Raw genomic sequence first — 12,920 nt, 5'->3', positions numbered from 1 at the left:
CTATCTTATTGTATATGAAGAACGGCTCTCGCCGTCCTTGGCGTTAAGTCAGTGTCAGTTTCTTCAAGACCAGCCGCTGCCGCTTCTCATGTCATATATGTCAATCCCTGCAGCTTGCGGAATTGGTCGGGGGTCATGCCTTCGGTCTTGCCGAAGGCCGATATAAAATGGCTCGGGTCGCGATACCCGGACAGCTGGGCAATTTCTTTGATGGACTTCCGTTCGCTTTTGCTCATCAGCTCTTTGGCTTTGCGGATGCGCAGCCGGATCAGGTAGGCATAGGCGGTAATGCCGAATGCCTGACGGAACAGCGCATTCAAATAACGCGGGCTGATTCCGAGCCGGTCCGCCATGTCCATCAAGCCGATTTCCGGATCGCCGAACTTCTGATCCAGCCAGTTGAGCAGCGGGTCAAGCTTCTCCAGATGCTGAAACAAAGAGGATCTGCCGCCTGTCTGGCCGTATATTTTGACCATCGTCAGAAACCGGTACAGCTGCGCGGAAGCATTCAGCCCTGTACGGTCTTCGTCGTACTGGGTCTGCTCCACCATATCCAGCAGCTGCTCCGTTATCGGCGCATCATCATTCCAATGCAGCCACTCCGTATGGCGGATGCCAAGCTGGGCAAGCATCGAATCCGCCAGCGAGCCGCCGAAGGTCACATACAGGGTTGCCCATTTTTTACCCTTGGCGGCTGAATAGGAATGCGGAACCCCGGGGAAGATCAGGGAACCGTTGCCCTGGGACAACGAGAACCTTCTGCCGCTTAATTCAAATTCCCCTTCGCCTTCAATCGTCTGCAGCCAATGAAAGTACGGATAGCCTTTGCGTCTGACAACGGACTCCTGATCGGGATTGTAGCCGATGCTTTCTACATACAGCGGAAGATCGTTTTTGCCGAGCACAAACATAAAGCGCCGAAGCTGATCCTCCACAACCTTGCGACGGATGATTTGTTCCATATTATCATATCCTGCCTATCTAAATATTATATATCGTTAACGTGAATCATATCATAAAATGAAGCTACAAACATCTTAGGAGCTGATATCTATGGATACGACCAAACTGTCCAAAATGTTATATGGCGGCGACTACAATCCCGAGCAGTGGGACAGCGGCGTCTGGCCGGAGGATATGCGCATGCTGCGGCTGGCCGGCATGGACATCGCCACCGTAAACGTGTTCTCATGGGCTATGCTGCAGCCGAATGAAAGCACTTACAGCTTTGAAACGCTGGATCAAATTATGGACATGCTGCATGAGAATGGCATATACGCCTGCCTTGCCACGTCAACGGGGGCGCATCCCGCCTGGATGGCACGCCAGTTTCCTGATGTGCTGCGCACCGATTTTGACGGCCGCAAGCGAAAATTCGGCGGCAGGCATAATTCCTGTCCCAACAGCCCCTCCTACCGCACATTCTCGGAGCGGATCGCTTCGAAGCTGGCAGAGCGTTACAAGGATCACCCGGCCTTGCTGCTGTGGCATGTGTCCAACGAATACGGGGGCGAATGCTACTGCGAGAACTGCGCCGCCGCCTTCCGCGTCTGGCTGAAGCGGAAATATGTGACGCTGGACAAGCTGAACGAGCAGTGGAATACCCGCTTCTGGGGCCATACTTTCTACGATTGGGAGGAGATTGTCCTCCCTAGCGGCCTGTCTGAGCAGTGGGCTGCCAACCGTACGAATTTTCAGGGCATATCGCTGGATTACGCGCGCTTCAATTCCGACGGCATGCTCGATTGCTACAAGCTGGAATATGAAGCGATCAAGGCGGTCACCCCCGATATTCCGGTGACGACCAACCTGATGGGCACATACAAGCAGCTGGATTATTTCAAATGGGCCAAGCATATGGACATTATCTCCTGGGATAACTACCCTGCTGCCGATACGCCTGTCAGCTACACGGCAATGACGCATGACCTGATGCGCGGACTGAAGGGCGGCGCGCCTTTTCTCCTCATGGAGCAGACGCCGAGCCAGCAGAACTGGCAGGCCTACAATTCACTCAAGCGCCCGGGCGTGATGCGGCTGTGGAGCTATCAGGCTGTGGCGCATGGCGCGGACAGCATTATGTTCTTCCAGCTCCGCCGCTCGGTCGGCGCTTGCGAGAAATATCACGGCGCGCTTATCGAGCATGTCGGCCACGAGCATACCCGGGTCTTCCGCGAGTGCGCCCAGCTCGGCGCAGAACTGGGCCAGCTCGGCGATAAGCTGCTGGGCTCGCGCACGCCAAGCAAGGTGGCGATTATGTATGACTGGGAGAATCGGTGGGCGATCGAGTACTCCAGCGGTCCGAGCGTGGCGCTGCAGTATTTGAATGAAATTCATAAGTATTACGATGCGCTCTATCAGCTGGGCATACAAGCGGACATCATCTCCTTCGACGATGAGCTGCAGGGATACGATGTCGTGCTGGCGCCGGTTATGTACATGGTGAAGCCGGGGATGACACCGCGGATTGAAGCCTATGTCAAGGGGGGCGGTTCGTTCGTCACCACCTTCTTCAGCGGCATTGTCAATGAGAACGATATCGTCACGCTGGGCGGATATCCGGGGGAGCTCAGAGAGCTTCTGGGCATCTGGGCCGAAGAAATCGACGCTTTGTTCCCGGATCAGACTAACCGGATGATCATGAAGGATACTTACGGAACGCTTCAGGGGGAATACAGCTGTTCCTTGCTGTGCGATCTTATTCATACTGAGGGAGCAGACGTTATAGCGGAATATGGCGACGACTTCTATGCGGGAATGCCGGCGCTGACCCGGAATTCTTTCGGCTCAGGCGAAGCCTGGTATGTCGCTACAAGCCCCGATGCCAGCTTCCTGCAGGGCTTCCTGGGATCGCTTTGCGCCGAGCGGGGAATTGAGCCGCTGCCGGGCAAGCAGCCAGGCGTGGAAGTGGCAAGCCGCGACAAAGACGGCCGTTCCTACCTGTTCGTCATGAACCATAATCCGAATGCCGTGACGGTGGAATTTGATCAGAATTACGGCGTTGACCTGCTTACCGGCCAGCCGGCTTCCGGTCCCGCTACTGTCGCTGGCCGCGGCGTAATGATTATTGAAGCGTCATCCTGACCACATATAGATTAAGGAAAAGCCTCCTTGCGGGCTTGCCAGCCTTATTCTTGGCCATGCTGGACGTAAAAAGCGCTGCTGCAGTGAATACCCGCCCGCCAGGCCCGAACGGCGCTCCGGGAACAAAGAGATCCTCTCATTCCCAAACAACATGCAAAAGACGCTTCCGGCGCCACTTTATCAGTGGCGCCAGGAGCGTCTTTTTGCCTCTTCTATGAAAGACGATTATGATTACATTCGACTCAAATATTTGCCTGGGAAGATAACAGCTCCGCCTCTGACGCCCAGAGTCTCGTTTGGGCGACCGCCGTCATGCAACACCGCACCGCGCGCTGGGAGCTGCGCGCGGTGCGAAGAGACCAGCAGGCCAAATGTGCAGCAATTTCGCCCATCCTCTGCTGCGGCGGGATCCATCCCCGTCCCGCACAACTCAAGGAAAAACGGCTGTCGCCTTCACAGAGGCGGAAGTTAGCCTTGCGCGGTGGGGCGGACAATAACCTCGCTCACATCAATATCTGCAGGCTGCTCGATCGCGAACGCAATTGAGCGGGCGATCGCTTCCGGCGGCATCGCGAACTTATCCCGGGACTCCTCCAGTTGGGCTTTGACCTCCGGATTGGTAACAGCAGCACCTACACCATCCGTCCTTGTAAAGCCAGGTGAAATGATCGTCACCCGCAGCTTATCTCCCGCCTCCTGGCGCAGCCCCTCGGAGATGGCGCGCACGGCGAATTTGGTGCCGGCATAGACCGACTGGTTCGGTACGATACGAAATGCTGCTGTAGACGCGGTGTTTACGAAATGCCCGAAGCCCTGCTTGCGGAAGACGGGCAGTGCTGCCGCAATCCCATACAAAACGCCTTTTATGTTGATATCGATCATTGCCTCCCAATCCTCCACCCGCAGGTCATCAAGGGGAGATATCGGCATAACGCCGGCATTGTTGACGAGAACGTCAAGCTTGCCATACCGCTCACATGCCAATTGGACGAGGGTGGACAGATCATCTCGCCGTCTCACATCTATGCTTGCATATGCGGCTTCCCCGCCCGCATTTACGATTCGTGCCGCAAGAGCCTCAAGCCGATCCGAGCGGCGCGCGCCAAGTACGACTTTCGCCCCGCGCTCAGCGAGCAGAAGCGCAGTTGCTTCTCCAATTCCGCTGCTTGCGCCCGTAATGGCTACGACCTTACCTTCGATTCCCGATAACGATATCCCGGTGCTGATGTTCATGTTATCCCTTCCTTCCGTTGATTCGTCTCGCAGGCGGAAGCCTTTCGACGTCCTAACCATAACATTTAATATATTCATTGTAAACAAAATAAATATATATTGTCTATTATATATTAAATGACTATGATGTTAGTACGCATGCATTCTTATTTATCAGGCTTTGTTATATTTTGATATATTTAGTCACCCGGGAATAAGAGAATAGACATCGAATCAGAAAATATTGCTGGTCCCCTTCTTGCCTGTTTACTTTATATAAGACAAACAGTAATCTTCCACGGACGGCTGTCACTTGTTCAAGTAACGGCAGTATTGTTTCATCCTCCTTAAAGAATGTTTTTTTTGCCGAGGCTTATTGTATCCGGTGCTGCGGAACGGACTGGCTGGCTCTCATGCGGAGCCGTCCCGCCCCGGGAGCGGCGAGCATGCAGACCCGTCACCCGCGAGGCATGGAATTGCCCACGATCAGCACATCCATATGCCTGCTCCGCCGCAGAAGAGGAGAAACCACGGAGGAACGGCGAAGACGGACCCAGAACCCGTTCAGCGGCTGGCCCATTATCAGCTGTGTGCTTTTGCAGCCGTTGGCGCGCTCCAGTATAATGCCTGCAACCTTGCTGCGCTTGGGTGCATGCTCCAGCATAAATTCTCCGCCCAGACGCACAGTGAGCTCCTGCAAAGCCTGAATACGCCGCTTGACTTCCTCGGACATCGTCTCTCCCACATGGACATGGACGACATGCCAGTCTGCCTTCAGCCTGTGGGCGATGCGAAACCCGCGCCGGATCAGCCGCTCCGCGCAGTCGCTGGCGCTTACGCTGACGTTGATGCACTCCCTGCGCCGCCAAGGTCCGCGAAGCGATGCTCCTTCCTGCTGCGAGGCCTCAAGCCGCTCGTCCACATCGTCGGCAATTTCCCGCAGCGCGAGCTCCCGCAGGGCAATCAGATTGCCGGTTTTAAAAAAATGGTTCAACGCCTGCTCGACCTTCGTCAAGGCATAGATTTTCCCTTCCCTCAGACGCTGCTGCAGCGCTTTGGGAGCGACATCGATCAGCTCCACTTCATCGGCGAGCCGCAGGATGCTGTCGGGCACCGTCTCTCTGACCCGTACGCCTGTAATATGCTCGACGGCATCGTTAAGACTTTCCAAATGCTGCACATTGACCGTTGTGATCACGGAAATACCCGCATCCAGCACCTCCATGACATCCTCATAGCGTTTCTTGTTTTTGCTTCCGGGGACGTTGGTGTGGGCCAGCTCGTCAATAAGCACGACCTCGGGATTGCGAGCAATAATCGCTGCCACATCCATTTCCTCGAGCGAGGCTCCCCGGTAGTCCATCGCCTTGCGGGGAATGGAAGAGAGCCCGCCCGCCTGCGCCATTGTCTCCTGGCGCCCATGTGTTTCCAGCAGGCCGATAATGACATCGATCCCCTTCTTCAGCAGATCATTCCCTTCGCGAAGCATGATATAGGTTTTGCCCACACCGGGAGCGGCTCCGATATAAACCTTGAATTTGCCGCGCTTGATCCGCTCGATTTTGCGCTCCACCTCCTGCTTGCTCAATCTGCGGTATGGCTCCGAGAACGGCTTGGAAGTCTGGCGATGCGTCGGCAGCACGCGCCCCCCCTCATGGTCGGCGCGGTCGGCCATGAAGAAAATATCAATATCTTTTGTTTTTCTCAGCACGCCGCCCACAATCGAGCCCCGCCAGAACTCCTGCCAGCGGCTTTGCTTGGAGTGGCCCAGCACAATCCTGGTCACATTATGCCTGACCGCATAGTCAACCAAAGCCCCCGGAAGCTTCCTTCTGGCCGGCAGAGGAAGCTCCTCGAACGCCGCCTCCACCTTCTCGGCAAGCTTCCGGATCGAACGCCGGAACGCCGACTCCTCGCGGGTCAGATGCTTGTCCGGAGGAACAAATACGACAACCCTCATATCGCCGCCAAGACGCCTGGCGATTTGCTGGCCGCGTCTGATATAGATCGAGCCGTTCCAATGATATTGGGCCGATACCAGAATCCGTTCTAAAGCGCCTGTCGGTCCGGTCAGCCCCTGCTCCTCGCGGTGCTTGACCAGCGTATCATTCACCCCCTCCGCTACAAGGCGGAGAGCCAGCTCCCTGAGCATGCCCAGATTTCCCCGCTTCAGCAGGACAGAATCCTTCATGCTGCGCAGATGACCTTCATCAAGCCGCTTCAATAACGTCTCCGGCGAGACATCGATCAGACGCACCTCGTCCGCCAGCTCCAGCGTTTCGGCCTTTACGGAATACTCGACCTCAATGCCGGTAAGCTTATGAGCCAGCTGCGAGATGCCATCCAGCTCATAGACATTGACGGTTGTAATGACGCTGATGCCGTGCCCCAGCAGATAGCGGATATCGTCCAGCCTGGAGGGATGCTCCGCTCCAGGACGGTTGCGGTGCGCAAGTCCGTCAACGAGCACCACCTCCGGATTGCGCTTTAGAATCATCTCCATATTCAAGTCCTTCCTGGCAGTGCCGTCCTTCATCCAATGAATGCTCGGGATCCGCTCCAGGTCAGCCAGCTGCTCGCTGGTTTCCGGGCGCTGCATGGTGGACACGGCGCAGACGACCACTTCAATCCCCTGCTGCTTGAGCGCCTGGCCTTCACGCAGCATATGATAGGTTTTGCCGGAGCCGCTGAAGGCCCCGATATAGATCTTCAGCCAGCCCCGGTGAATTTTGGATATGGACAGCAACAATTCCTCCGGCGTCTTCCGGCGAAAGCCTTCCAAGTGAGCCACCCTACTCCTCACTCCCTTCTGGTTCGTGCAAAATACCCCGCCGATCCCGGGAAGGGATGGCAGGGCATGGGAATTACGGCGTCACGAGCGCTTGCAGCGCCATATTGAGCCGGAGCACATTGACGCGGGGTTCGCCGAATAGTCCGAGATCGCGCCCCTCCGTATGCTCGTCCACCAGCTGCTGAAGCTGATTCGAATCCAGACCCGTCAGCTTGCTTATGCGCGGAATTTGCACCGCCGCCGACTGCGGCGTAATATGCGGGTCAAGCCCTGAACCGGAATTGGTGATCAGAGCAATCGGCAGTTGAGAAGCGGGCACATCCGGATTAGCCTGCTTCCAGGCATCGATGGAATCCTGAGTCCGTTTCAGCATATCGGGATTGGAAGGGGCGTAATTGTTCGAGCCCGATGCTTCCGCCTTGTAATCGATGCTTGACACTCTCCCTTGAAAGAATGCCGGATTATCGAACTTCTGGCCGATAAGCTCCGAGCCGATTTTATTGCCCTCTGCATCCTTCACCAGGCTGCCATTGGCATGGCCCGGCATAATGACCTGGGCTATTCCCGTACAGACCAGCGGATAAATAATCCCGCAGAGGATGATGAAGACAATGCCGGCCCGCAGAGCGATCCAGAATAGACTCGCGGTAGGCGTCTCCGAAGAAGGAGAGTCCGGTTTGTTCATGGTTATTCCTGCCTTTCCTGAACTGCTAAAATTAGATTCATATCCAGATATGGACGAGCAGATCGATCAATTTGATCCCGATGAATGGAACGACGACACCGCCCAGACCATAAATCAGGATATTGCGGGACAGCAGCCTCGATGCAATCATCGGCTTGTAGGCCACGCCTCTCATGGCAAGCGGAATCAGCAGCGGAATGATCACGGCATTGAAGATCAATGCCGACAGGATCGCCGACTTCGGCGAACCCAGATGCATCACATTCAGCGACTTCATCTGCGGAATCGCCAGAATGAACATCGCGGGAATAATCGCAAAGTATTTCGCGATATCGTTGGCGATGCTGAAGGTGGTCAAGGCTCCACGGGTCATCAGCAGCTGCTTGCCGATGGAGACGACCTCGATAATCTTGGACGGGTCGGAATCAAGATCGACCATATTGGCGGCTTCTTTGGCGGCGGCTGTACCGCTGTTCATCGCCAGCCCCACATCGGCCTGGGCCAGCGCCGGAGCATCATTGGTTCCGTCGCCGGTCATCGCGACCAGCTTGCCATCCCCCTGTTCGCGGCGGATTACGGCGATTTTGTCCTCCGGCGTACTCTCCGCGATAAAATCATCCACACCAGCCTCACGGGCGATGGTCGCCGCCGTCAGCGGATTGTCGCCGGTACACATGATCGTCTTGATGCCCATCTCGCGAAGCTGCGCGAACCGTTCGCGCATACCGGGCTTAACGGTATCCTTCAGGTAGATGACACCGACGATTTTGTCGTCTATCGCAACAGCCAGCGGCGTACCGCCTTCTTTTGCGATCCGGTTGCTGTTCTCGTCAAGGTCTTCCGGAATCGTGCCCCCCTGCGCCGCTACCCACTTCTTCACGGCATCCACGGCGCCCTTGCGCGCCTTGCGGCCATCCTTCATATCCAGCCCGCTCATTCTGGTCTCCGCTTTGAACTCGATAAACTCCGCGCCTTCGGCTAACTGGCTGTCATAGTCCAGCCCCTGCTTCCTCATCAGCTCAAGCACCGAACGCCCCTCCGGCGTATCGTCTTTGACAGAGCTTACCGCTGCCCATTGCCCGGTGGCCTCCAAACTGGCGCCGCCCACAGGAACGAATTCGCTGGCCATCCGGTTGCCGAAGGTGATGGTCCCGGTCTTGTCCAGTATCATGGTGTTAATATCGCCTGCGGCCTCGACCGCCTTGCCCGACATGGCCAGCACGTTGAACTGCGTCACACGATCCATCCCCGCAATGCCGATGGCGGACAGCAGACCGCCGATTGTCGTCGGGATGAGACAGACCAGAAGCGCGATCAGCACAGGCACTTCCAGCTTGATATTGACGAAGTCCGCAATCGGCGAAAGCGTAACGACCACGATCAGGAAAATCAGCGTCAAGCTCGTCAGCAGCGTATTAAGCGCCAGCTCATTAGGCGTCTTCTGGCGCTTTGCGCCTTCTACAAGCGAGATCATCCGGTCGATGAACGACTCTCCGGGATCATTTGTAATCCGCACCGTAATCCGGTCGCTGACAACGCGCGTTCCTCCGGTCACGGAATTGAAATCGCCGCCGGCCTCCTTGATCACAGGAGCGGACTCGCCGGTAATCGCCGACTCGTCCACGGAAGCGAGGCCTTCGGTCACCTCGCCGTCTCCCGGAATCATCTCGCCCTGAGAGACGACAACAAGGTCGCCTTTTCGCAGCTCGGTTGCGTTTACCGTCTTCGTGCTGCCGCCAACAAGCTTGTTCGCCATAATCTCCTGCTTGGATTTCTTCAGCGAATCCGCCTGAGCCTTGCCCCTGCCTTCAGCCAGCGCTTCTGCAAAGTTGGCGAACAGCAGGGTGAACAACAGGATCAGAAAGACCGTCAGGTTAAAGCCAATTTGATCTCCCGTTCCAAAGTAACCCGGGATAATGGTCATCAGCAGCACGACAACGGTCCCTATTTCAACGACAAACATGACAGGGTTTTTGATCATCACAGCGGGATTCAATTTAATGAAACTCTCTTTGACCGCATTCTGCGTAATGGCAGGGGTCAGCATCGTTTTGCGATTCCTGGCTGCACTCATATTGAATTCACCTTCCGTTAGCGAGCGTCAGCTGCTCTGCAATCGGCCCAAGCACGATCGCAGGCAGGAACGTCAGCGCTCCTATGATCAAAACCGTTCCGATCAAAATACCCGTAAACAGCTTGTTATCCGTGCGGAACGTACCGACCGTCTCGGGAATCCACTGCTTGCGGCATAGCGAGCCGGCAACCGCGAGCATGGCAATCATGGAGATATAGCGGCCCAGAATCATCACAAGACCGGTCGTAATATTCCAGAACGGGGTATTGTCCGCCAGGCCCTCAAACCCGGAGCCGTTGTTGGCAGCAGAAGAGGTATACTCATACAGCACCTGCGAAATCCCGTGAAATCCGGGATTGGTGATGGCTCCTTTTCCAAGGTCGGTTACAAAGGCGATCGCAGTCGTGGCCAGAATGATGAAGGGATGCATCAAAATCGCAATGGCAATCAGCTTCATCTCACGCGGCTCGATCTTGCGGCCCAGAAATTCAGGGGTCCGCCCGACCATGAGGCCTGAGAGGAAAACCCCGAGCAGCGCATACATCAGCATGTTGACAAGACCGACGCCCTTGCCGCCGAATACGCAGTTCAACATCATTTCCGCCATCGGCACCATGCCGCCGAGCGGGGTTAGCGTGTCATGCATATTATTGACGCTTCCTGTCGTTGCCGCTGTTGTGACGGCTGTGAACAGCGTCGACTGCGCGATGCCGAACCGGACCTCCTTGCCTTCCATACTGCCCTGCGAGGCATCGATGTCCAGCCTGTTCAATGCCGGATTGCCGCAGAGCTCGGCGCTATAGACGGTAATCAGGAACACAAGGAACAAGAACATCATGGCGCTGAAGATGACCCAGCCCTGCTTCTTGTTGCGGGCGAAGAGCCCGTATGTGTATGGCAGAGCGGCGGGCAGCAGCCACATGCTCAGGATTTCGATCACATTGGTCAAGCCATTGGGATTCTCGAATGGGTGAGAGGAGTTGACCCCGAAGAAGCCGCCGCCGTTCGTACCCAGATGCTTAATGGACACAAGCGATGCCACAGGTCCAATCGCGATGCTCTGGGCAGCCCCTTCGAGCGAGGTTACGCTCAAGGTCGAATGCAGCGTCTGCGGCACCTGAAGGGCGACGAGCAGCAGCGTGATAATGACCGCAGCCGGCAGGAAAATCCGGGTATGGGCTTTAACGAAATCCTCGAAGAAGTTGCCCATTGTTCGGCCCTTCTGTGTTATCCCGCGGACAAAGGCAACCGCCACCGAAAAGCCGGTAGCCGCAGATGTGAACATCATCATCGTGATGACAGCCATCTGCGAGAAATAGGACAGCCCCGTTTCACCCGAATAATGCTGCAGATTCGTATTGGTGATGAAGCTGATAACCGTATTGAAACTAAGCGTCTGTTCCATATTGCCGATATCATTCGGATTGAGGGGAAGGCTCTGCTGGAGCCGCAGCAGGATGTAACTCACGGCCACCAGCACGATATTGGTCAGCAGCATGCTTGCCGCATACCGCTTCCAGCTCATGCCCGGGCGCTTCCTCAGACCGATTAAAGCATAAATAAATCGCTCGGATGGTCCGAAGATGCGGTCCGTCTTGTTCGGCTCGTTAGAGAATACATAGTACATATAGGTTCCAATCGGCTTGACCAACAGGACAAGCACCAGCAGAACGATAACCAGTTGAACAATTCCCATCGAACTTCCTCCTTTTAAAATTTCTCCGGATGAATCAAGGCATAGATCAGATAGAGGAAAATAAAAGCCGTAAAAATCCACACGACGATCATGATGGATCTCCTCCCGTATCCTCGACTACCCGGTCACACCAGTTCATAAAGCCTGTGAATATGAGAAACATGCAGGCCAGCAGCAAAATCATATATACGTCAAGCATGAAATGAACCTCCTTAGGCATCTGTAACTAAACCCCATGTCTCTTCTTTCCAGGTCGTGATAACGGTAATATGCTCCGCATAGAGAGCAGATATTCTCTCGGATGCCAAATTATTGTTGTACATGGCAGCATAAGGAATGCTCCTTCTTTAAATGTAGACAAAAAGAAGCCGCGATCAGAGCCGCTCTTCTATAGAAGAGAAACTCTGATCGCGGCTGCCTAAAGCACAATATGGGCGTGCAGCGATTGCTGCACGCCCTGGACGGCCTGATGGAAGGTCGTCCATCCCCGCCATATCTCCATCTCCATTTTCATCGCTCACTCTGCGGGAGGGCGCTTACCCCTTTGTCCCGCCCTGAAGTCCGAAGCCTTTGGACATAAACCGCTGCGAGAGGATGTACAAGATAACGGATGGAGTAGCGTAGAGCATGGAGAACGCAGCCAATCTTCCGTAATCGACCATTCCGTATTGCCCGAAAAATTGATACAGCTTCAAGGACGCCGGGAAATTCTCAGGCGTCTGCAGGAGAATATAAGGGACAAAAAAATTGCCCCAGCTCCCCGAGAATGTAAATATCGCTACGGTGCAGATGCCCGGAACCATCAAGGGTGCGACTACTTTCCGGATACCGGCGAAGATGGACGCCCCGTCGACCCATGCCGCTTCTTCCAGATCGCTTGGCACCGAATCCATGAAGTTTTTCAGCATCCAGATTCCATAGGGCATGGAAGATGCCACATAAAACAAGATAACCCCAAAAATATTATCGTATAATTTGATGCTCAGGAACAATTGATAGACCGGGACCATCACGGCTGTAATCGGCAAAGAAGTCATAAATAAAATGGTCAGCATGAAGGGCTTCTTATATTTCATTTGATACCGCGACAACGGATAGGCGGCAAGCAGGGCCAGCAGCACGACGAGAACGGCTTGACCGCCAGACATGATCAGCCCGATGATGTAGGCGCGCTGATTTTCAGGGCTGGTGATGACATCGGCATAATTGGCCCCGGTAATACGATTGGGCAGCTTCAGCGATTGCATCGCGTTGGAATCGACCGACGCTACCAGAACCCACAGAAGAGGCAGGATGAAGCAGATTCCAATCAAGGTAAGAATTGCATACGGCATAATCCGGTAGATGCGCTTACGTTGTTTTGCATTCATAGGAAGTC

9 protein-coding genes are annotated in these 12,920 nt (G+C 55.1%); 1 reads left to right on the top strand and 8 read right to left on the bottom strand.

All coding sequences use genetic code 11. From position 1 onward, the window contains the following. Window positions 1-86 precede the first annotated feature (86 nt). Complete coding sequence (locus AC0YOA_RS05785; protein ID WP_475768630.1) at window positions 87-962, bottom strand: AraC family transcriptional regulator; 876 nt, start codon at window positions 960-962, stop codon at window positions 87-89. Window positions 963-1,053: 91 nt separating this feature from the next. Here AC0YOA_RS05785 and AC0YOA_RS05780 point away from each other — a divergent pair, with 91 nt between their 5' ends. Next, on the top strand, window positions 1,054-3,084 hold the full coding sequence (locus AC0YOA_RS05780) for a beta-galactosidase (RefSeq protein ID WP_475785833.1): 2,031 nt from the start codon (window positions 1,054-1,056) through the stop codon (window positions 3,082-3,084). A 468-nt stretch (window positions 3,085-3,552) separates the two neighbouring features. Here AC0YOA_RS05780 and AC0YOA_RS05775 read toward each other — a convergent pair whose 3' ends face one another. The 7 genes from AC0YOA_RS05775 to AC0YOA_RS05745 form a co-directional block, all read right to left on the bottom strand. After that, window positions 3,553-4,317 carry an SDR family oxidoreductase gene (locus AC0YOA_RS05775; protein WP_210038340.1) on the bottom strand — a complete coding sequence of 255 codons (765 nt, stop codon included), beginning with the start codon at window positions 4,315-4,317 and terminating at the stop codon, window positions 3,553-3,555. 436 nt (window positions 4,318-4,753) lie between these two features. Further along, window positions 4,754-7,078 carry a histidine kinase gene (locus AC0YOA_RS05770; RefSeq protein ID WP_475786611.1) on the bottom strand — a complete coding sequence of 775 codons (2,325 nt, stop codon included), beginning with the start codon at window positions 7,076-7,078 and terminating at the stop codon, window positions 4,754-4,756. Between the two features lie 82 nt (window positions 7,079-7,160). Beyond that, window positions 7,161-7,772, bottom strand: a complete 612-nt coding sequence (gene kdpC / locus AC0YOA_RS05765; protein ID WP_475785832.1) for a potassium-transporting ATPase subunit KdpC — start codon at window positions 7,770-7,772, stop codon at window positions 7,161-7,163. Window positions 7,773-7,809: 37 nt separating this feature from the next. After that, entirely contained in the window at window positions 7,810-9,846 is a 2,037-nt protein-coding gene (gene kdpB / locus AC0YOA_RS05760) for a potassium-transporting ATPase subunit KdpB (protein WP_475785831.1), read from the bottom strand. 7 nt (window positions 9,847-9,853) lie between these two features. Beyond that, window positions 9,854-11,542 carry a potassium-transporting ATPase subunit KdpA gene (gene kdpA / locus AC0YOA_RS05755; RefSeq protein WP_475785830.1) on the bottom strand — a complete coding sequence of 563 codons (1,689 nt, stop codon included), beginning with the start codon at window positions 11,540-11,542 and terminating at the stop codon, window positions 9,854-9,856. Window positions 11,543-11,556: 14 nt separating this feature from the next. After that, complete coding sequence (locus AC0YOA_RS05750) at window positions 11,557-11,634, bottom strand: potassium-transporting ATPase subunit F (RefSeq protein WP_210038550.1); 78 nt, start codon at window positions 11,632-11,634, stop codon at window positions 11,557-11,559. Between the two features lie 444 nt (window positions 11,635-12,078). Further along, window positions 12,079-12,912, bottom strand: coding sequence for a carbohydrate ABC transporter permease (locus AC0YOA_RS05745; RefSeq protein ID WP_475785829.1), 834 nt, complete (start codon window positions 12,910-12,912; stop codon window positions 12,079-12,081). Window positions 12,913-12,920 lie beyond the last annotated feature (8 nt).

This window comes from Paenibacillus sp. JT22N12, from assembly GCF_056269365.1.
The sequence above is the reverse complement of the archived record's forward strand: the minus strand, read 5'-3'. Positions and strand labels throughout refer to the sequence as shown.

Bases quoted from the DNA above. Each gene is read 5' to 3' on its own strand.
- AC0YOA_RS05785 (WP_475768630.1), bottom strand. From the start codon at position 962: ATGGAACAAATCATCCGTCGCAAGGTTGTGGAGGATCAGCTTCGGCGC.
- AC0YOA_RS05780 (WP_475785833.1), top strand. From the start codon at position 1,054: ATGGATACGACCAAACTGTCCAAAATGTTATATGGCGGCGACTACAAT.
- AC0YOA_RS05775 (WP_210038340.1), bottom strand. From the start codon at position 4,317: ATGAACATCAGCACCGGGATATCGTTATCGGGAATCGAAGGTAAGGTC.
- kdpC (WP_475785832.1), bottom strand. From the start codon at position 7,772: ATGAACAAACCGGACTCTCCTTCTTCGGAGACGCCTACCGCGAGTCTA.
- kdpB (WP_475785831.1), bottom strand. From the start codon at position 9,846: ATGAGTGCAGCCAGGAATCGCAAAACGATGCTGACCCCTGCCATTACG.
- kdpA (WP_475785830.1), bottom strand. From the start codon at position 11,542: ATGGGAATTGTTCAACTGGTTATCGTTCTGCTGGTGCTTGTCCTGTTG.
- AC0YOA_RS05750 (WP_210038550.1), bottom strand. From the start codon at position 11,634: ATGATCGTCGTGTGGATTTTTACGGCTTTTATTTTCCTCTATCTGATC.
- AC0YOA_RS05745 (WP_475785829.1), bottom strand. From the start codon at position 12,912: ATGAATGCAAAACAACGTAAGCGCATCTACCGGATTATGCCGTATGCA.